Consider the following 19,191-nt stretch of genomic DNA (forward strand, 5'->3'; position numbering starts at 1 on the left):
GGACACGCCAATTGATAACTATGCAAGCCGATCCTTCCACTTCTTCTACTTCTTCCAACGACGAGCACCACCTGGTCGAGCACCTGGTACGCAGCGACCGGGTGCTGGATGGCAGCTTTCTGCAGGTGCGGCGCGACACCGTGCGCCTGCCGCATGGCGGCGAGGCCACGCGGGAATACGTCGTGCACCCCGGCGCCGTGGTCGTCGTGCCCCTGCTGGACGATGGCCGCGTGCTGATGGAACGGCAGTACCGCTACCCGGTGGGCCGGGTGATGACGGAGTTTCCCGCCGGCAAGCTCGACGCGGGCGAGGCGCCGCTGCGCTGCGGCCAGCGCGAGCTGCTGGAAGAGACCGGCTACACCGCCCGCGAATGGGCGTACGCCGGCGCCATGCACCTGGCGATCGCCTATTCCACCGAGGTCATCCACGTGTACTTCGCGCGCGGTCTGCAGGCAGGGGCGCAGCAGCTGGATGTGGACGAGTTCCTGGATGTCTGTGCGCTGGCCCCGGCGGACCTGCTGGAGGGCTGCTGCAGCGGCGCCGTGACCGATGCCAAGACGCTGACCTGCTGCCTGTGGCTGCAGAACGTGCTGAGCGGCGCGTGGACGCTGGACTGGAAGCCTGCCGCGGACTCCGCCGACTGAGCCTGGACGTGCCGCACGGGCCGTCACAGGGATTGGGGTCCAATCGGCTTCCAGCGCTTTACCTATAAGCGCATTCAGCTATTGAAAATATAGCGGTACCGGAGTTTGCGCAATCCGCGTTGGCGCGCCTGCGCCGGCGCGGATAATCCTGGCATGTCCAGCCCCAAAGTCCTCTTCGGCTTCCACGCCGTCGGCGTGCGCCTGAAGACCGCGCCCCAGTCCATCATCGAGATCTACTACGAGGCCACGCGCCGCGATGCGCGCATGCGCCAGTTCCTGGACCGTGCCCGCGAAGCCGGTGCCCGGCTCATCGAGGCCGACAGCGAGCGCATCGCCAAGCTGGCCGGCAGCCACGGCCACCAGGGCGTGGCGGCGCGGGTGGAGGCGCTCAAGCAGGTCACCTCGCTCGACGAACTGCTGGAAGACCTGGAGGCCGCTGGCATCGAGCAGCCCCTGCTGCTGGTGCTGGATGGGGTGACCGATCCGCACAACCTGGGCGCCTGCCTGCGCGTGGCCGACGGCGCCGGCGCCCATGCCGTCATCGCCCCCAAGGACCATGCCGTGGGGCTGAACGCCACCGTGGCCAAGGTGGCCAGCGGCGCCGCCGACACGGTGCCGTACTTCATGGTGACGAACCTGGCGCGCACGCTGGGCGAGCTCAAGGAACGCAACATCTGGTGCATCGGCACCAGCGGCGATGCCGACAAGAGCATCTACCAGGTGGACCTGAAAGGCCCCGTGGCGCTGGTGCTGGGCGCCGAGGGCGACGGCATGCGCCAGCTCACGCGCAAGACCTGCGACGAACTGGTCTCCATCCCCATGAAGGGCGGGGTGGAAAGCCTGAACGTGTCGGTGGCCAGCGGCGTGTGCCTGTACGAGGCGCTGCGCCAGCGCGGCGGCTGAGGCGGCCGGCCGATGGCGACCGTGCCCGGCTGCTCCATGGACGATGTGGCCGGCTGGGTCGCGCAGGCCGACCGCATCGCGGTGCTGACCGGCGCCGGCGTCAGCGCCGAATCGGGCGTGCCGACCTTCCGCGATGCCCAGACCGGCTACTGGGCGGAGTTCCGCCCCGAGGACATGGCCAGCGAGGCGGGCTTTCGCGCCCATCCGCAGCGCGTGTGGGACTGGTACCAGCACCGCCGCGACGGGTTGCGTGCCGTCGATCCGAATGCCGGGCACCGGGCGCTGGCGGACTTCGGCCGCCGCCATCCCGGGCGGCTCACGCTGATCACCCAGAACGTGGACGGCCTGCACCAGCGCGCCGGGAGTGAAGAGGTGCTGTGCCTGCACGGCGACCTGTTCGCCGACCGCTGGCTGGAGCCGCCCCGCGAATGCTGCCGCCGGGATACGCCGGAGCCCGGCCGGCCGCCACGCTGTTGCCAGTGCGGCAATCTGGTGCGCCCTGGCGTGGTGTGGTTCGGCGAGGCCCTGCCGACGGACGTGTGGGCTGCGGCCCAGGCCGCTGCGCAGCACTGTGCGCTGATGCTGGTGGTGGGCACGGCAGGCGCCGTCTACCCGGCAGCGGGCCTGGCGCATGCAGCCCGCGACGCGGGCGCCCACGTGGTGGTGCTCAACCCGGCCGAGAGTGCGCTGGATGCCGGCGCCCACGCCGTGCTGCGCGGCACGGCTGCGCAGGCGCTGCCGCGCATTCTCGCGGCCTGAATTCCGCGACGGCGCCTGGCGCGCGGGTGACAGCGGCGCCGGTCCCGGACGAAACAAGGTTTTAGTACGGGCCGATAATCGGCGGGTCTTCAGGGCGGGGTGAAACTCCCCACCGGCGGTAGGCGGCACGCCTGGGTTTCCAGGCAGGCCGCGAGCCCGCGAGCGCCCTGGCGGGGTTTTCCGATCCTGCCAGGGGTCAGCAGATCCAGTGCGATGCGGCGCCAGCCGCGTCCAGTCTGGAGCCGACGGTCACAGTCCGGATGAAAGAAGATGTGCGGTGCAAGGCCGGCCAGCAAGGCAGGCTTTGCACAGCCGTGTGTCCGTGCGCGTCCGCTGGCGTCTGCCAGCAGGGTTGCGCGTGGATGCTTCTTGCATGCACAGCCTTGGGGCGTTTCTTTCAATCTTTTTTGAGGAGCGTTCTATGCCTTCCCCCGTGTCTTTTCCTTCCGCGCTGGCTTGCGACGCCGGCGTGCCGCTGGCGCCTCTGCCGGAGGTGATCGCGGCCATCGCCGCGGGCCAGCCGGTGCTGGTGCTCGACGATGCCGACCGCGAGAACGAGGCCGACCTGGTCTGCGCCGCCGCGAACATGAGCGAGGCCACCATGGCGCTCATGATCCGCGAGGGCAGCGGGATCGTCTGCCTGTGCCTGCGGCCCGACCATGCGCGGGCCCTGGGCCTGAGGCCCATGGTCGAGGTCAACCGTTCCGCCTTTTCCACGGCGTTCACCCAGTCCATCGAGGCGGCGCACGGCGTGTCCACCGGCGTATCGGCGGCCGACCGGCTGCAGACGGTGCGCTGCGCGCTGCGCATTCCCGCGCCGGGCCAGGCGCCCGAGGTGGTGAGCCCGGGCCACATGTTTCCGCTGGTGGCCCGCGCTGGCGGCGTGCTGGAGCGCCAGGGCCATACCGAATCGGCGGTGGATCTGGCCGTGCTGGCCGGGCTGCCGCCCGCCGGTGTGCTGTGCGAGCTGATGAACCCCGACGGCAGCATGGCCCGCGGCGCGCAGGTGGCGGAGTTCGCCGCGCGCCACGGCCTGCTGTGCACGACGGTGCAGGCGCTGGTGGCTTATCGCCAAGCGCTGGCGCAGGACGCTGCGGCCGCGCTGGAACCGGCCTGAGGCAGCCCGCCGCTCAGGCGGCGGTTTCCGCGCTGGCCTGGCTCAGCGACTCCAGCGCATCCGCGTCCAGTTGCAGTTGGGCGGCCTTCACCAGGCCCTCCAGCTGCTCCAGCGAGGTGGCGCTGGCGATCGGCGCCGTGATGCCGGGCTGCACTAGCTGCCAGGCGATGGCCACCTGGGCGGGCGTGGCCTCGTAGCGCTCGGCCACCTCGTCCAGCTCGGCCAGGATGCGCAGGCCGCGCTCGTTGAGGTACAGGCCCACGGTCTTGGGGCCGCGGGCGCTCTTGCCGACGTCCGCCTCGGTGCGGTACTTGCCGGTGAGAAAACCGGCCGCCAGCGCATAGAAGTTGATGACGCCGACGCCGTGCTCCAGGCACAGCGGACGCAGCGCGTCCTCGAACACGGCGCGGTCGTACAGGTTGTACAGCGGCTGCAGGCTCTCGTAGCGCGGCAGGCCGTGCCGGGCGCTCACCTGCAGTGCCTCGGCCAGGCGCGGCGCGGTGTAGTTGGAGGCGCCGATGGCGCGCACCTTGCCCGCCTGGATCAGGTCGGCATAGGCGCCCAGCGTGTCCTCCAGCGGCGTGCCGGTGTCGTCGTCGTGCGACTGGTACAGATCGATCACATCCGTCTGCAGGCGGCGCAGGGAGTCTTCCACCGCCTGGCGGATGTAGGCCGGCTTCAGGCCCACCTTGCCGTCGCCCATGTCCTTGCCCACCTTGGTGGCCAGCACCACGCGGTCCCGCTTGCCGCTGGCCTTGAGCCACTTGCCGATCACCGTCTCGGACTCGCCGCCGGCGTGTCCGGGCACCCAGCGGGAGTACACGTCGGCCGTGTCGATGAAGTTGAAGCCGGCGTCCACCCAGGCGTCCAGCAGCGAGAACGACGTGGCCTCGTCCACCGTCCAGCCGAACACATTGCCGCCGAAGCACAGCGGGGAAACCTGCAGGCCGGAACGGCCGAGCGCACGAAAAGCCGGAGTCGTCATGGAATTCCTCTGGATGGGTGGCACAGGTAGGTGCCGGGCGCCGCGGCCGGGAGGTCCGGTACGGCAGATAGGTAGGTACCAACGCATTCTTGCGCCGGTGCGATGGCCCCGTGGCGGGGTGCGGCATTGCGGCCGGTGGGGGCCGGGCGGGCAGGGCACAGAGGGCTCAGACCCAGCCCAGTGCGCCCAGCAACGCTCCTGCGCCCAGCAGCCACAGCAGGTGGATGCGCGTGCGCCAGACCAGCACGGTGGCGACGGCGGTCACCGTCCACAGCGGCCAGTCGGTGAGCGGGTTGCCATGGGCGCTGCCCAGCACCCAGGCCGTGGCCAGCAGCAGCCCGATGACCAGCGGCGCCATGCCCTGCTTGAAGGCGCGCACCGAACGGCGGTCGCGGTTGCGGTGCGCCCAGCGTGTGGCGAACCAGGTGAGCAGGCTGCTGGGCAGCATCACGCCCACCATGCACAGCGCCACCCCGAGGGCGCCCAGCGCCCAGCCTGCGGGCCCGTGGCCGCCGGCATTGAGCCCGACGTTCCAGCCCAGCAGGGCAATGAACAGCACGTTGGGCCCGGGCGCCGACTGGGCGATGGCGACGGAGGCGCTGAACTGGGCGTCGGTGAGCCAGCCCTGGCGGTCCACCAGAAAACGGTGCATGTCGGGCGCCGTGGCGATGGCGCCGCCCACCGCCAGCAGCGACAACGAGGCGTAGTACAGGAACAGGTGCAGCCAATCGAGCGGCTGCAGGCTCAGCACCAAAGGCATGGCCGGCATGTCAGGACTCCCCAGGCGCTGCGCGCCCCTTGCGGGCCGCGCGATCGGCGCGATGCAGATCAGAGCCTCCGAACGGCGGCCGGCGCGCAGCGCAGAGGAGTATCGACTCTAGCGCAGGGGTGACGTTCGGGCGGTCAAACATCGTATGAGGCCTTGGGAAGGCGCGCGGTCCAACCCAGCGGCAGCCAAGCAAGGGCCGCCCCGCAGCGAGGGCTGCGTCCCCCTGCCCGCGGGGCGAAGCCCTGCGAGAGCGGGGGGAAGGCCCAAAGGGCCTCAGGGGGGTGTTCTTCATGCCTTCAGCTTTCGCCACGTCAGCACGCAGGCGGTGCCGCCCACCACCGGCAGGATCCACATCAGCGGCCAGCGCAACACCACCATCGCCACGAAGGTGACGGTGGCCACGGCCGCGCAGACCAGCGGCCCGAGCGGATGGCGCGCCAGCGAGGCCGCCAGCTTGCAGCCCACGCCGGCCACCAGTCCCGCCGCCACGGCGCCCATGCCGCGCAGCGCCCCCGCTACCGCCGGGGTGTCGGAAAAGCGGGCATAGGCCACGGCCAGCGCCAGCACCAGCAGCATGGGCAGCAGCAGCATGCCCGCCACGGCCACCACCGCCCCGCGGAAGCCGAAATACCGGTCGCCGATCATGATGGCCAGGTTGACCACGTTGGGACCCGGCATGATCTGCGCCACGGCCCAGTCCTCGACGAACTCGTCGTTGTCCATCCAGCGCTTCTTTTCCACCAGTTCCCGCTGCACCACGGCCAGCACGCCGCCGAAGCCTTGCAGGGCCAGCCAGGTGAAGGCCCAGAAGAGTTCGGCCAGCGATTCGGGCCGGGGACGGGGCGTATCGGACGGGCCGGTGGCGGGGGGCGGTGTCATGGGAGGAAGGCGGTGGCCGCGCAGGGCGCGCGGAGGGAGTGCGGCGATCGTACGGCAAGGGGCTTGCCGTGGCGGCCCGCACCGGCCATCTGCAACCGCGATAGGCGCATCGGCGCGCGCGATGGCTCGGCAGCGCGCCGGGGTTCCGCTGGGTAGAATGGCTCTCGTTCTTCTTCGTGTTCCCCGTCGTTTTCCCCTTCAGGCGACAGCGCACCGCCCTGGCCCCACGGCCACTGCGCGGCGCCGCCCCCACCGGGCCGCCTCACACACACATTGCATGCCTGATTCCTGGCGCTCGGCCGCTACGCCGGCCGATCCTTCTCTCTCCCTTCCCCCCTTCATGAGCCACCCCGACGGCGCCGCGCGCTGGATGCGCTGGCTGGCCATCGCGATGCTGCTGGCCACGTACCCGGCGCAGGCCTGGCTGCCCTCCATGGCGGCGTGGGAGAACCATTGGGTCGAGAACACCCAGGTCGTGGTGCTGGGCGGCGGGCTGCTGCTGGCGCTGGTGTGGTGCCACGCCAGCGCGGACGCCCGGGTTCGCGCGTTGTGCCGGGCGGCGGCGGTCCTGTGGGCCATCCTGATGGCGCGGGAGTTGAGCTGGGGCGGGGCCTTCCTGCCGCCGGTCGGGTTTTCGTCGGAAGGACCGTTCTATTCGTCGCGGGCGCTCTGGTACAAGCCGTACGTCTATCCGGTGCTGGCCCTGCTGCTGGCCTATAGCGGGTATTGCATCGTGCGCTGGCGGCTGGACCGCATCGTGGTGCGCTGCGTGCCCACAGTGGGGTTCGAGGCGCTGCTCATCGCCGCAGGTATCGCCCTCAGCACCTGCGCCGAAGGCCACGGGCCCGACTTTTTGACGGCGTGGATGGGCAGCAACCCGCTGGTGGTGGAGGAGTGGGCCGAACTGGCGGCCTATGCCGCCTTGGTCTCAGCGCAGTGGCGCGTGCTGGTGCGGTGGCATGCGCTCAGCCGGGCGGCTGCAGCGCCGGGTACGCCCCCCGCCCATTCCACACGCTCCCCGCACTGACCACCAGGCCTCGGCGGCTTCGCGGCACCGTGGCCGCGCCTGCGGTTCCCCCACGCGCCTTGAACCTGTTTACGATCGGGCGGCGCGCAGGTGCGCCGCGGGTGCGCTGGTGATGGCGGCACCCGCGCTTCCAGGGAGACACCGACCATGAAACTCGTCCGCTATGGACAGCCGGGCGCCGAGCGCGCCGGCCTGCTGGATGCGCAGGGCACGCTGCGCGATGTGTCCATGCTGTTGCCCGACATCGGCCCGGAGCAGCTCGCCCCGCGCACGCTGGAAGGCTTGGCCGCGCTGGACCCCACCCGGCTGCCGGCCGTGGAGGGCGCCGTTCGTCTGGGCTGCCCCATCGCGCGCATCGGCAAGATCGTGTGCGTGGGCCTGAACTACGCCGACCACGCTGCCGAGGCCGGCCTGACCGCGCCCGCGGAGCCGGTGCTGTTCATGAAAGCCACCAGCGCGCTGAGCGGGCCCACCGACCCCGTGCGCCTGCCGCCGGGCGCGCAGAAGGTGGACTGGGAGGTGGAGCTGGGCGTGGTGATCGGCACGCGGGCGCGCGGCGTGTCCGAACAGGCCGCCCTGCAGCACGTGGCCGGCTACGTACTGGCCAACGATGTCTCCGAGCGCAGCTACCAGATGGAGCGCGGCGGCCAGTGGGACAAGGGCAAGGGCTGCGACACCTTCGCGCCGCTGGGCCCGTGGCTGGTGACGGCGGGCGAGGTGCCCGACCCGCACGCCATCGATCTGTGGCTGGAGGTCAACGGCCAGCGCATGCAGAGCGGCAGCACGCGCGACTTCATCTTCGGCGTGCCCCAGGTGGTGTCGTACATCAGCGCCTTCATGACGCTGGAGCCGGGCGACGTGATCCTGACCGGAACGCCGGCGGGCGTGGGCCTGGGGCGCAAGCCGCAGCCGGTCTTTCTGCAGCCGGGCGATGTGATGCGCCTGGGGGCGACCGGCCTGGGTGAGCAGCGGCTGACCTGCGTGGGCGGCTGAGCGCTCATTTCGCACCACAAGTTTTGAGTAAAACGGGCTGTGGCTCTCGCAGATACTGCGCAGGCAGCTATTGAAATAGTAGCGCTACGCCGCATGCCGGCGGCCGCTGGCGCAGGGCCCCACGGCGGGCGTGTGCACCGTCTGCTCGCTGGCCAGCACCCGCTGTGCGTTCAGGCTGCCGATGGGAATGGACACGTCCTGCGGAATGCCGCCCGACAGCTGCAGGGCCACGTAACGGCCGCAGCACACGCGCAGGAACGAGGCGAAGTTCTCCACGCTGCCGCGCTGCCCGGCCAGTTCGTCATGCAGCCGGGCGCACAGCTGCGGCACGCTGAGGCCGTCCCGCTCGGCGATCTCGGCCAGCACCTGCCAGAAGAAGTTCTCCAGCCGGATGCTGGTGGCCACGCCATGCAGCCGCACGGAGCGCGCCCGGCTGTCGTAGAGCGCCGGGTCGGCGCTGATGAATACCTCGCACATCGGGGCTCTCCTGCGTGATGGCGCGGCCGGGGGCCGCCTGGCCGTGCATTGTGCTCCGGCCAGCGGCCAGCGGCCAGCGGCCAGCGGCGAGCGCTGCGGCAGGCCGATCCGGCCGCGCTGGCGGTGCGGTCTGAGCCAGGCCGCGGCGAGAAGGCGGAGCGCCTCAGTGCGCGACGCGCGTGCCCAGCACCGACAGGAACTGCGCAAGCCACGCCGGGTGGGCGGGCCAGGCGGGCGCGGTGACCAGGTTGCCATCGGTATGGGCCTGATCCACGGCGATGTCGGCGTAGCGGCCGCCGGCCAGCTCCACCTCGGCGCGGCAGGCGGGGTAGGCCGAGCAGGTGCGGCCCTGCAGCACGCCCGCCGCGGCCAGCAGCTGCGCGCCGTGGCAGACGGCGGCCACGGGCTTGCCCGTGTCGAAGAAATGGCGCACGGCGGCGATCACGGCCGGGTCATTGCGCAGATACTCGGGGCCGCGGCCGCCGGGGATGACGAGCGCGTCGTAGTCGGCCGCCTGCAGGCCGGCGAAGCTGGCGTTCAGCGTGAAGCGGTGGCCAGGCTTCTCGCTATAGGTCTGCGCACCCTCGAAGTCGTGGATGGCCGTGTGGATGTACTCGCCCGCGGCCTTGCCGGGGCAGGCAGCGTGCACCTGGTGGCCCACAGCCTGCAGCGCCTGGAAGGGCACCATGGTTTCGTAGTCCTCGCAGTAGTCGCCGCAGATCATCAGAATCTTCTTCGCTGCCATGGGTGTCTCCTGGTTGTGTGGTTTGCAAAGGCCAGGGCCATTCTTGCCAGCGGTGGCGCAGCGCGGGTGTTAGCGGGCTACTACAGAACGGCAGGCGGCTTTCGGGCCTCCCGCTGACAGCCGGCCTGGCCGCGGGTCTGCACACTCGGCGGCATCTTTGCTCCACCGCAGGCCGCCACCATGCCGCAGACCCCTCTTTGCTTTTTTGCTGCTTCGCCGTTGTTCCATCGGCGCCCTTGGCGGCTCGCCTCAGGCGTGGGCGCCGCCGCGTTGCTGCTGGGCTTGGCGGGCTGCGGCGACACCGCGCGCCTGCCGGCCGAGGCCGGCGTGGGCCCCTCGCCTGAACTGCCCGAGCCGCGCAAGGGGCTGATTCCCACGGTACACATCGCGCCGGCCAAGGGCTGGCCCGAGGGCGGGCAGCCGCAGCCCATGCAGGGGATGCAGGTGACGCCGTTCGCCAAGGGGCTGGACCATCCGCGCTGGGTCTATGTGCTGCCCAACGGCGATGTGCTGGTGGCCGAGAGCGACAAGCCCGCCAAGCCGCAGGCCGAGCAGGAGAGCCAGGGCCTGGCTAAGAAGGTGCGCAACTGGGTGATGGGCAAGGTCATGGCCCGCGCGGGCTCGGGCGTGCCGTCGGCCAACCGCATCACGCTGCTGCGCGACGCGGACGGCGACGGCGTGGCCGAGACGCGCAGCGTGTTCCTGCAGGGCCTGCACTCGCCCTTCGGCATGGCGCTGGTGGGCAGCGATTTCTACGTGGCCAACACCGATGCGGTGGTGCGCTTTCCGTACGCGGCGGGCCAGACGCAGATCACCGCGGCGCCCACGCGGGTGACCGATCTGCCCGCCCTGCCGATCAACCACCACTGGACCAAGAACCTCATCGCCAGCCCGGATGGCAGCAAGCTCTACGTGACCGTGGGCTCCAACAGCAACGTGGCCGAGAACGGCATGGCCGCCGAGGAGGGCCGCGCCGCCATCTGGGAGCTGGACCGCGCCAGCGGCGCCAAGCGGCTTTTCGCCACGGGCCTGCGCAACCCCAACGGCATGGGCTGGGCGCCCGGCACCAACGTGCTGTGGACGGTGGTGAACGAGCGCGACGAGATCGGCAGCGATCTGGTGCCCGACTACCTGACTTCGGTGCGGGACGGCGGCTTCTACGGCTGGCCCTACAGCTACTTCGGCCAGCGTGTGGACGCGCGTGTGCAGCCGCCGCAGCCCGATCTGGTGGCCAAGGCCATCGTGCCCGAGTACGCGCTGGGCAACCACGTCGCCCCGCTGGGCCTGGCGTTTGCCGGCCCGCAGAGCGCCAACGGCCTGCCGCCGCAGCTGGCGCAGGGCGCGTTCATCGGTCTGCACGGCTCATGGAACCGCAAGCCACGCAGCGGCTACAAGGTGATCTTCGTGCCGTTCCAAGCGGGCCAGCCCCAGGGCATGCCGCTGGACGTGCTCACCGGTTTCGTCAGCCCGGAGGGCGATGCCTGGGGCCGGCCGGTGGGCGTGGCGCTGGACGGCAAGGGCGGCGTGCTGGTGGCGGACGATGTGGGCAACACGCTCTGGCGGGTGAGCGCCGCGCGGCCCTGACGTGCAAGCGGCCGGCTGCGTTTCAGCGTGCGGGCCTCGCCAGGGCCACGCCGCCCTGCAGCCGCGCCAGCACCACGGCGTGCATGGACGGCGGCGCATGCTGCTCCAGCAGCGCGGGCCACTGCTGCTGCGCCTGCGCGGCCGCCTCGCGCGCCCACGCCAGGTAGCGCGGCACGCGCATCAGCCCGGCGGACTGCAGCAGCGCCTCCAGCTCGGTCCAGTCGAAGGCGCGCAGTGTGGTGTCGATGGCGCGGTTGACGGCGTACTGCCAGGGCGGCGTGCCGTCGAAGAAGGCCGCCACGCACACCGGGTCGTACAGCGGGGCCAGCCGGGGCGTGCGGCCGTCGGGGTAGACCAAGGCCCAGTTCTTCAGATGCGCGTCCGTGTTGCCCATGAGGATGAACGCCACCATGCGGCCGATGAACTCGCGCACGTCGGCCACGGGCTGGTCGCTCAGGCGGTCCAGCACGCGCAGCATGGTCGCCCAGTCCTTGGCGATGGACTGGCCGTACTTCTGGCGCGGCGCATAGCTCAGCGCCTGGTTGAACTCTTCCATGTGCACGCGCGATCCGTCGGGCAGGTGGTCGAAGCGCTGCACGGCCAGGATGTCGTCGAAGGGCACGGACTCGGGCAGCTCGGCCTGGGCGCGGTGGATGACGGTGGCCTGGGCGCAGTGCAGGCCCAGCGCCAGGCTGAGCTGGTAGCAGGCGTATTCGTTGGCGACCAGATCCGGGTGCGCCGTGGTGGGCAACTTGAGGATCACGCTGCCGGCCGCGCCGCGGCGCTTGACGATGTAGCGGCGCCCGTCCTGTACGGCGCTGAACTTGGTCACCACGCCGGGCAGCGAAGCCGCGTCCTCCACCGGAAACTCCACGAAGCCCGGCTCCAGCACGTCCAGCCCCTGCGTGGTGTGCCAGTGGCGCACCACGTCGGGCACGCCCTCGCGGGCGGGCACGGGCTCGACCTCCAGCGCGCCCATCAGGTCATGGCCGGCGGCGGCCAGCAGCTCGAACTCGTCGTCGGGGCCGCAGCCACGTTCGCGCGCCAGGCGGTCGCGGTTGTGGCCTTCGGGCAGTAGGTTCTGGAAGTAGGGCGGCCAGCGGCCGTCGGTGCGCACCAGGCGGGCATCGCGGGCGGACTGCAGGATCTGGCGCGTGGCGGCCTCGGTCTCGCCGCGGTAGCTCAGCGACAGCGTGGGCCGCTGCGGGTCGTTGACATAGGCCTCGTCGAAGGACACGCGCAGGATGTCCCCGTACTGCGAGAGATAGCCGATCGCCCGGCGCCCGCCACCCTGCGCGGCCGGCAGGTGCATGTATAGGCGCAGGTAGCGGATGGCGGTGGACATGGTGCGGGCGCAGGAAGGTTTGCGCTGGTCTCAGCGCAGCTGGTCGACCACCGACGGCGGCGCATCCGCGCCCACCGGCTGGCCCAGGAATTTGCCGCCGGCCTGGATGAAGGCCTCCAGCTCCGGCCGCAGCGCGGCGGGGACGGCGATCAGCTCCATGCCCAGCACGCGCGCCATCTCGGCGAGGGTGGAAAAGCGCGGATCCACGTCGCCCGTTTCCGTGCGCTGCACCGCCATGCGGGACAGGCCGGCCCGGTCTGCCAGGTCGGCCTGGGTCATCTTTTGCGCCTTGCGGCTGGCTGCCAAGGTAGTGATCAGATCATGCATGCTCATGTTTATACGCTTTTTATTTGAAAAGCGCATTAAATGCTGCATTTATGGTGGGTTGGGCAGCACGGTCTGGCGCAGCGCCATGAAGCGCCGGGCTTCATCGGCCAGCCACTCCTGAACCCGCAGCATGGCCGGACTGGGCTGCGGCGTGGTGACGAAGGAATAGCTCGCGCGGGAGCGCACGCTGCCGAACAAAGGCACCAGCCGGCCGGCCGCCACGTCGTCCAGCACCAAGGCCGCGCGGCCCATGGCCACCCCCTGGCCGGCGAGCGCGGCCCCCAGCGCCAGCTGCGACAGATTGAACTGCTGGCCTTGCGCCCATGCAAGGCTGTCCATGCCGTTCTGCGCGGCCCAGTGCTGCCATTCCTCGAAGGCGCCGGCGCCTTCCCAGGGGCTGCTGTCGTGCAGCAGCCATTCGGGCTGCAGTTGCCGGGGCGAATCCAGGGCAGGCTGCGCTGCCAGGAAAGCCGGGCTCGCGACCGGCATCAGCCACTCGTCCAAAAAAGCGGTGGCACGCAGGTCGTCGTAGCCGCCCAGATCGAAGCGCACGGCGGCCTCGATCCCATCACGCACCATGCGGGTGCGATCCAGCCGGTGGAATTCGCCGAACACGCGCAGACCCAGATCGGGGTACTGGCGGAAGAAATCGCCCATGCGCGGCGTCAGCCACTGCATGGCGAAGGAGGGCGAACAGCTCAGCGTGGCCGGGGGCGCTTCGCCGGCCAGGCGCATCTGCGCCAGCGTGCCCTCGATGGCCTCGAAGCTCTCGCGCAGCACCACCGACAGCCATTTGCCCTCCGGCGTGGGCACCAGCGTGCGCGGCGTGCGCAGGAACACCGGGCGGCCCAGCCACTGCTCCAACTGCTTCACCTGCTGGCTGACGGCGCCCTGGGTGATGCACAGCTCGGCAGCGGCACGTGTGAAGCTGCCATGCCGGGCCGCTGCATCAAAACAGCGCAGCCAGGCGAGCAGGGACGGGGAAAGGCGGATATCCATTACTGAGACTAATGTTGGCGTCAATATAAATGAGTTGTGCGGACGGCGTCACGCTCGAAGAATGCAGCTTATCGATCGATCACCACCGCATGCCGGACTGCACCGAATCCATGACTTCTGCCGCCACCCACCTTGAAGAAAGCCCGACGCTCGCCGCCCTGCGCGGCGCCGAGCCCTGCCTGTGGCTCAACCCCCGTCGCCAGGCAGAGCCGGCCGCACAGCAGCGGGCGCTAGGGGAAACCATTAGTCTCGATGATACGAAAGCCGCGGCGGCCCGCTTTGAACGTTTTGCTCCGCTGCTCGCCCAGCTCTTTCCGGAACTCGCCGAGACCCAGGGCGTGATCGAGTCGCCCCTGGTGCCCGCCGCTGCGCTGCAGCCGGACGTGGGCTTGCCGGCAGGGCGGGGTGCGTTGTGGATCAAGGCCGATCACAGCCTGCCGGTGGCAGGTTCCATCAAGGCCCGCGGCGGCATCCATGAAGTGCTGGAGTTCGCCGAGCGGCTGGCGCTGGAGCAGGGACTGCTCACGCCCGCCTCCGGCCCGGAGGAGTACCGGCAGCTGGCCTCGCCCGCCGCGCGGGCCGTGTTCGGCCGCTACCAGGTGGCCGTGGGTTCCACCGGCAACCTGGGCCTGAGCATCGGCGTGGCCGCGTCCGCTCTGGGCTTTCGCGCCGCGGTGCACATGTCGGCCGATGCCAAGGAATGGAAGAAGGAGCGCCTGCGCCGCCGCGGCGTCGAGGTGGTCGAGCACGCCGGCGACTACGAAAAAGCCGTGGCCGCCGGCCGCACCCAGGCCGAGGCCGACCCGTTCTGCCACTTCGTGGACGATGAGCGCTCCCTGTCGCTGCTGTTGGGCTACAGCGCTGCCGCGCTGCACCTGCGCACGCAGCTGGCCGACGCGGGCATCGCCATCGATGCCGAGCACCCGCTGTTCGTCTACCTGCCCTGCGGCGTGGGCGGCGCGCCGGCCGGCATCGCCTTCGGGCTGCGCCAGCTGCTGGGCCCGCATGTGCATTGCCTGTTTGCCGAGCCGGTCCAGTCGCCCTGTTTCCTGGTGCAGATGCTGGCCGGGGAGGGCGCCCACCCCTCGGTCTACGACCTGGGCCTGAACAACCGCACGGAGGCCGATGGCCTGGCCGTGCCCCGGGCGTCCCTGCTGGCGGCCGCGCTCATGCAGCCGCTGCTGTCCGGCTCTTTCACGGTGCGTGACGAGACCTTGTTCGAGCAGCTGGTGCAGGTGCTGGACGCCACCGGCGCGCGCATCGAACCTTCGGCGGCCGCGGGCTGCGGCGGACCGGCGATGCTGACCGGCTCCCCGGCCGGCCAGGCCTGGCTGCAGGCGCAGGGCCTGGCGCCGCATCTGGCGCAGGCCACGCACGTCGTCTGGACCACCGGCGGCCTGTTCGTGCCGCCCGAAGAGTACGAGCGCTTCGTCGCCCGCGGGCGCGCGCTGCTGCAGGCGCAGGGCCGCTGACCCCGTCGCGCTGCACTTTCCTTTTGTTTTTCACCCCCCGCTAGCTCCCTGGAGATCGCCATGAACCGCAAGATGATGTTGTCCGCACTGCTGTGCGCCATGGGCGCTGCCGCCTTCGCCCCGGCCTTCGCGCAGGACAAGTTTCCGAGCAAGCCCATCACGCTGGTGATCCCTTTCCCGCCCGGTGGCGCCACCGACGTGCTGGGCCGCCTCATCGGCAAGAAGCTGGGCGACAAGCTGGGCCAGAGCGTGGTGATCGACAACCGCGCCGGTGCAGGCACCGTGATCGGCGCCACCTACGTGGCCAAGGCGGCGCCGGACGGCTACACGCTGCTGCTCAGTTCGGGCACGACCTTCACGGTCAACCCGGCCGTGCGCCCCAAGCTGCCGTACGACCCGGTCAAGAGCTTCGAGCCCATCGGCATCGCCGGCCGCACGGGCCTGATCCTGCTGGCCAACAAGAACGTGCCGGTCAATGACGTGAAGCAGTTCGTGAGCACGGTGAAGGCCGCACCGGAGAAGTATTCGTACGGCTCCTTCGGCGCGGGCACCACCTCGCAGTTCGCGGCCGAGCTGTTCTTCCACGCCGCCGGCGTGAAGGTGCAGCACGTGCCGTACAAGGGCAGCGCGCCCGCGATGGTCGACCTGATGGGCGGGCAGATCCCGTTCACGGTGGACACCGTTTCCGCCGCCGTGCCCCAGCTCAAGGACGGCAAGATCAAGGCCATCGCCGTCACCTCGGCCAAGCGCTCGCCCCTGCTGCCGACGGTGCCCACGCTGGCCGAAAGCGGCTTTCCCGGCGTGGAGATGGACACCTGGCTGGCGATGATGGCGCCCGCCGGCCTGCCGCCCGCCGTCAAGTCCCACCTCGAACTGGCCCTGGCCCAGGTCGTGTCGGACCCGGAGATGCGTGACAAGATGCTCGCCAACGGTTTCGAGCCGGCCTATGCGTCCTCCAAGGCCGTGAGCGCGCTGATCGAAAAGGAGCTGCCGCTGATGCGCGCCGTCGCCCAACGGGCCGGCATCACGGCGGACTGAGCGGTGCAGCGCCGTCCTCCGCGTCACGCAGCGTTGATGGCTGCGGTGCCAGACTGTGGCATCCACTATCGAAACAATAGCTGGCTGCGCTTGCCCTGATTGCGATGCAGCCAGTTTTGTGCTTGAACATGAGGAAAGACCAGCGCCACCCGCTATGCTTTTCATAGAGAACCCCTCGCGCCGCGCCGGCCCGTCCGGCCGCGCGGCCAGACCCGCCCGCCCCACCGGCGCAGCCACCGCTGTGCCGAGCGGCGGGCCTTGCGCCTTTTTTCGCCCAACCCCTTGCCGACCCACTTGCCATGACCACTGACACCCGCCTGGTGGAGCTGTCCGCCAACGAACTGCGCCACCGCATCGGCACGCGCGAGATCTCGCCCGTCGAACTGCTGGAGGCGTGCATCGATCGCATCGAGGCCGTGAACCCGTACGTGAACGCCGTCACCGCCACCTGCTTCGACCGCGCCCGCGCGGAGGCCAAGGCGGCCGAGAAGGCCGTGCTGGCCGGCGAACCGCTGGGCCTGCTGCACGGTCTGCCGATGGGCGTGAAGGACCTCGAAGCCACGGCCGGCCTGCTGACCACCTACGGCTCGCAGATCTACCGCGAGAACGTGCCCACGCAGGACAACGTGCTGGTCGCGCGCCTGCGTGCGGCCGGCGCCATCGTCACCGGCAAGACCAATATTCCCGACATGGGCGCGGGTGCCAATTCGCGCAACACGGTGTGGGGCGCCACGGGCAACCCGTTCAATCCCAACCTGAACGCGGGTGGCTCGTCCGGCGGCGCCGCGGCGGCGCTGGCCTGCGACATGCTGCCTGTGTGCACGGGCTCCGATACCGGCGGCTCGCTGCGCATCCCGGCCGCCAAGTGCGGCGTGGTGGGCTTCCGGCCTTCGCCCGGCGTGGTGCCCAGCTCGCGCAAGCTGCTGGGCTGGACGCCGATCTCCGTCGTCGGCCCCATGGGCCGCACGGTGGCCGAGGCCTGCCTGCAGCTGGCCGCGTCCGCAGGCATGTCGGCCGGCGACCCGCTGACCTATCCGCTCGACCCGCTGAGCTTTCTGAACCCCGAAGCGGTCGATCTCGGCAGCCTGCGCGTGGGCTTCACCGAAGACTTCGGCGCCTGCGATGTGGACGACGGCATCCGCAGCGTGTTCCGTCGCAAGATCGCCTCCATGCGCCATCTGTTCAAGAGCTGCGACGAGATCCGCTTCGACCTGGGCGACGTGCACCGCTGCTTCGACGTGCTGCGGGCGGAGGCCTTCGTGGCCAGCACGCGCGACGCCTATGCGCGCGACCCGGCGAGCCTGGGCCCCAACACCCGCGCCAACTACGAGATGGGCGCCGCCATGTCGCTGCTGGACAGCGCCTGGGCGCAGGCCGAGCAGACGCGCATCCTGGCGCGCTTCCAGCAGGCGTTCGAGGAATTCGACATCATCCTCGCGCCCACCACGCCCGTGTCGCCTTTCCCCTGGACGGAGCTGTACGCCAGCCACATCAACGGCCAGCCGCAGGCCAACTACTACCGCTGGCTGGCACTGACCTACGTGACCACGCTGACCACGCACCCCTCGCTGTCCCTGCCGTGCGGCCGCGACACCGCAGGCATGCCCTTCGGCCTGCAGGTGGTGGGGCGCTTCCGCGACGATCACCGCACGCTGGGCGTCGGGCACGCGCTGGAGCAGGCCTTCGCCGCCATTCCCGAGCTGCAGCGGCCCCGCCCCGCGCTGGACCAACTGGTGCATGCGCAGCCCTCGCTCAAGTCCATCGTGACCGAAGCGCCGCACATCGACGATGCCCGGGGCATTCCCCGCGCCGGCCGCTCGGCCTCGGCGGGTGAAGCCTCCGCCGTCTGATCGTCTGACTCGCCTTCCTGGAACCGCCTTCGCCCATGCAAACCACCGACTTCGCCATCATCGGTGCCGGCATCGCCGGCGCCTCCATCGGCTGGCAGCTCGCCAGCGCCGGCAGCGTGCTGCTGCTGGAGCGTGAATCCCAGCCCGGATACCACACCACCGGCCGCTCGGCCGCGCTGTTCATGGAGACCTACGGCACGCCCAATATCCAGGCGCTCACGCGCGCCAGCCGGGCCTTCTACGACGCGCCGCCGGCCGAGTTCGGGGGTGACCCGCTGCTGTCGCCGCGCGGCGTGGTCTACGTGGCCGGGCCCGACCAGCTCGACCTGCTGGACGCGCATGTCGCCGATGCCTTGGCGCGCTCGCCCAACGTGCAGCGCGTGGACAAAGAGCCGCTGCTGCAGATGCTGCCTTGCCTGCGCGAAGAAGCCGTGGCCGCCGGCATGAGCGAGCCCGACGCCGCCGACATCGACGTGCACGCCCTGCACCAGGGCTACCTGCGCGGCCTGCGCCAGCGCGGCGGGCAGGTACGCACGGGGGCCGAGGTGACGGGCCTCGCGCGGGAGGGCGGCGCCTGGCGCATCACGCTCGCCGACGGCAGCACGGTGCACGCGCGCACCGTGGTGAACGCGGCTGGCGCCTGGGCCGACGTGATTGCCGGGCTGGCCGGCGTGCCGCCGATCGGGCTGGAGCCGCGCCGGCGCACGGCCTTCACCTTTCCGGTGCCGGACGGCATGGATGCGCACGGCTGGCCGGCCGTGGTGGCGATCGACGAATCGTTCTATTTCAAGCCCGACGCGGGGCAGCTGCTGGGATCGCCCGCCAATGCCGATCCCACCCACCCGCACGACGTGGTGCCCGAAGAGCTGGACGTGGCCACCGGCATCTACCACATCGAGCAGATGACGACCTTCCAGATCCGCCGCCCTTCGCACACCTGGGCGGGGCTGCGCTCCTTCGTGCCCGACGGCGATCTGGTGATCGGCTGGGACAACCATGTGCCCGGCTTCTTCTGGCTGGCCGCGCAGGGTGGCTACGGTATCCAGAGCGCGGCGGGCGCCTCGCTGCTGGCGCGGCAGCTGGTACTGGGCGAGCCGCTGGATGCGGCGCTGGTGCAGGAAGGGGTGGACGTGCCGGGCCTGTCGCCCGCACGGCTGCGCTAGGGAGTCAGGGCGCTGGGACGCAAATGGGGGGGCGCGGCCCGAGCGGCCGCGCCGCGTGCTTGCGCAGGCACGGGCCGTTGGGGCCCTGGCCCACGTGGGCAACTGCGGCGGCAAC

The 19,191-nt window shown here is 70.7% G+C and carries 19 protein-coding genes and 1 riboswitch; of the genes, 11 read left to right on the forward strand and 8 right to left on the reverse strand.

Annotated features, from left to right (window positions below; all coding sequences use genetic code 11):
- Nucleotides 1–20: 20 nt before the first annotated feature.
- The 4 genes from QE399_RS15905 (at nt 21) to ribB (ending at nt 3,423) form a co-directional block, all read left to right on the forward strand.
- Nucleotides 21–644, forward strand: coding sequence for an NUDIX domain-containing protein (locus QE399_RS15905; protein WP_309830150.1), 624 nt, complete (start codon nt 21–23; stop codon nt 642–644).
- Between the two features lie 153 nt (nt 645–797).
- Nucleotides 798–1,547, forward strand: coding sequence for a 23S rRNA (guanosine(2251)-2'-O)-methyltransferase RlmB (rlmB, locus tag QE399_RS15910; protein WP_309830152.1), 750 nt, complete (start codon nt 798–800; stop codon nt 1,545–1,547).
- 12 nt (nt 1,548–1,559) lie between these two features.
- Nucleotides 1,560–2,306, forward strand: coding sequence for an SIR2 family NAD-dependent protein deacylase (locus QE399_RS15915; protein WP_309830154.1), 747 nt, complete (start codon nt 1,560–1,562; stop codon nt 2,304–2,306).
- Between the two features lie 81 nt (nt 2,307–2,387).
- Nucleotides 2,388–2,582, forward strand: a riboswitch (FMN riboswitch).
- 145 nt (nt 2,583–2,727) lie between these two features.
- Nucleotides 2,728–3,423, forward strand: coding sequence for a 3,4-dihydroxy-2-butanone-4-phosphate synthase (gene ribB, locus QE399_RS15920; protein ID WP_309830156.1), 696 nt, complete (start codon nt 2,728–2,730; stop codon nt 3,421–3,423).
- A gap of 13 nt (nt 3,424–3,436) precedes the next feature.
- On the opposite strand, the gene QE399_RS15925 is transcribed toward ribB, so the two are convergent.
- The 3 genes from QE399_RS15925 to QE399_RS15935 form a co-directional block, all read right to left on the reverse strand.
- The gene (locus tag QE399_RS15925; protein WP_309830158.1) at nt 3,437–4,408 is read right to left on the reverse strand and encodes an aldo/keto reductase; all 972 of its coding nucleotides are present in this window, start codon (nt 4,406–4,408) and stop codon (nt 3,437–3,439) included.
- Nucleotides 4,409–4,574: 166 nt separating this feature from the next.
- Nucleotides 4,575–5,168, reverse strand: a complete 594-nt coding sequence (locus QE399_RS15930; protein ID WP_309832139.1) for a chromate transporter — start codon at nt 5,166–5,168, stop codon at nt 4,575–4,577.
- Between the two features lie 297 nt (nt 5,169–5,465).
- Nucleotides 5,466–6,056 (reverse strand): chromate transporter, encoded by a 591-nt coding sequence (locus QE399_RS15935; protein WP_309830160.1) that lies wholly within the window; start codon nt 6,054–6,056, stop codon nt 5,466–5,468.
- A gap of 277 nt (nt 6,057–6,333) precedes the next feature.
- On the opposite strand from QE399_RS15935, the gene QE399_RS15940 reads away from it, so the two are divergent.
- Complete coding sequence (locus QE399_RS15940; protein WP_309830162.1) at nt 6,334–7,083, forward strand: hypothetical protein; 750 nt, start codon at nt 6,334–6,336, stop codon at nt 7,081–7,083.
- A gap of 147 nt (nt 7,084–7,230) precedes the next feature.
- Nucleotides 7,231–8,076: a fumarylacetoacetate hydrolase family protein gene (locus tag QE399_RS15945; RefSeq protein ID WP_309830163.1), complete on the forward strand. Its 846-nt coding sequence runs from the start codon at nt 7,231–7,233 to the stop codon at nt 8,074–8,076.
- Nucleotides 8,077–8,160: 84 nt separating this feature from the next.
- Here the strand turns inward: QE399_RS15945 and QE399_RS15950 are convergent, their stop codons facing one another.
- Both QE399_RS15950 and QE399_RS15955 read right to left on the reverse strand, forming a co-directional pair.
- Nucleotides 8,161–8,553: a ribbon-helix-helix domain-containing protein gene (locus QE399_RS15950; RefSeq protein ID WP_309830165.1), complete on the reverse strand. Its 393-nt coding sequence runs from the start codon at nt 8,551–8,553 to the stop codon at nt 8,161–8,163.
- A 163-nt stretch (nt 8,554–8,716) separates the two neighbouring features.
- The gene (locus tag QE399_RS15955; protein WP_309830167.1) at nt 8,717–9,298 is read right to left on the reverse strand and encodes a DJ-1/PfpI family protein; all 582 of its coding nucleotides are present in this window, start codon (nt 9,296–9,298) and stop codon (nt 8,717–8,719) included.
- 180 nt (nt 9,299–9,478) lie between these two features.
- Here QE399_RS15955 and QE399_RS15960 point away from each other — a divergent pair, with 180 nt between their 5' ends.
- Complete coding sequence (locus QE399_RS15960; RefSeq protein WP_309830169.1) at nt 9,479–10,882, forward strand: PQQ-dependent sugar dehydrogenase; 1,404 nt, start codon at nt 9,479–9,481, stop codon at nt 10,880–10,882.
- A gap of 22 nt (nt 10,883–10,904) precedes the next feature.
- On the opposite strand, the gene QE399_RS15965 is transcribed toward QE399_RS15960, so the two are convergent.
- The 3 genes from QE399_RS15965 to QE399_RS15975 are packed head-to-tail and all read right to left on the reverse strand — an operon-like array spanning nt 10,905 to nt 13,553.
- On the reverse strand, nt 10,905–12,227 hold the full coding sequence (locus tag QE399_RS15965; RefSeq protein ID WP_309830171.1) for a type II toxin-antitoxin system HipA family toxin: 1,323 nt from the start codon (nt 12,225–12,227) through the stop codon (nt 10,905–10,907).
- A gap of 30 nt (nt 12,228–12,257) precedes the next feature.
- Nucleotides 12,258–12,554: a helix-turn-helix transcriptional regulator gene (locus QE399_RS15970; RefSeq protein WP_405044129.1), complete on the reverse strand. Its 297-nt coding sequence runs from the start codon at nt 12,552–12,554 to the stop codon at nt 12,258–12,260.
- A gap of 48 nt (nt 12,555–12,602) precedes the next feature.
- The gene (locus tag QE399_RS15975; protein ID WP_309830176.1) at nt 12,603–13,553 is read right to left on the reverse strand and encodes a LysR family transcriptional regulator; all 951 of its coding nucleotides are present in this window, start codon (nt 13,551–13,553) and stop codon (nt 12,603–12,605) included.
- A gap of 110 nt (nt 13,554–13,663) precedes the next feature.
- On the opposite strand from QE399_RS15975, the gene QE399_RS15980 reads away from it, so the two are divergent.
- The 4 genes from QE399_RS15980 to QE399_RS15995 all read left to right on the forward strand — a co-directional run bounded on the left by QE399_RS15980 (nt 13,664) and on the right by QE399_RS15995 (nt 19,076).
- On the forward strand, nt 13,664–15,025 hold the full coding sequence (locus QE399_RS15980) for a D-serine ammonia-lyase (protein WP_309830179.1): 1,362 nt from the start codon (nt 13,664–13,666) through the stop codon (nt 15,023–15,025).
- Nucleotides 15,026–15,085: 60 nt separating this feature from the next.
- The gene (locus QE399_RS15985) at nt 15,086–16,063 is read left to right on the forward strand and encodes a Bug family tripartite tricarboxylate transporter substrate binding protein (RefSeq protein WP_309830181.1); all 978 of its coding nucleotides are present in this window, start codon (nt 15,086–15,088) and stop codon (nt 16,061–16,063) included.
- Nucleotides 16,064–16,362: 299 nt separating this feature from the next.
- Nucleotides 16,363–17,913: an amidase gene (locus tag QE399_RS15990; RefSeq protein ID WP_309830183.1), complete on the forward strand. Its 1,551-nt coding sequence runs from the start codon at nt 16,363–16,365 to the stop codon at nt 17,911–17,913.
- A gap of 35 nt (nt 17,914–17,948) precedes the next feature.
- Nucleotides 17,949–19,076, forward strand: a complete 1,128-nt coding sequence (locus QE399_RS15995; RefSeq protein WP_309830186.1) for an NAD(P)/FAD-dependent oxidoreductase — start codon at nt 17,949–17,951, stop codon at nt 19,074–19,076.
- Nucleotides 19,077–19,191: the final 115 nt, after the last annotated feature.

The sequence above is a fragment of the Paracidovorax wautersii genome (assembly GCF_031453675.1).
Lineage (GTDB): Bacteria > Pseudomonadota > Gammaproteobacteria > Burkholderiales > Burkholderiaceae_C > Paracidovorax.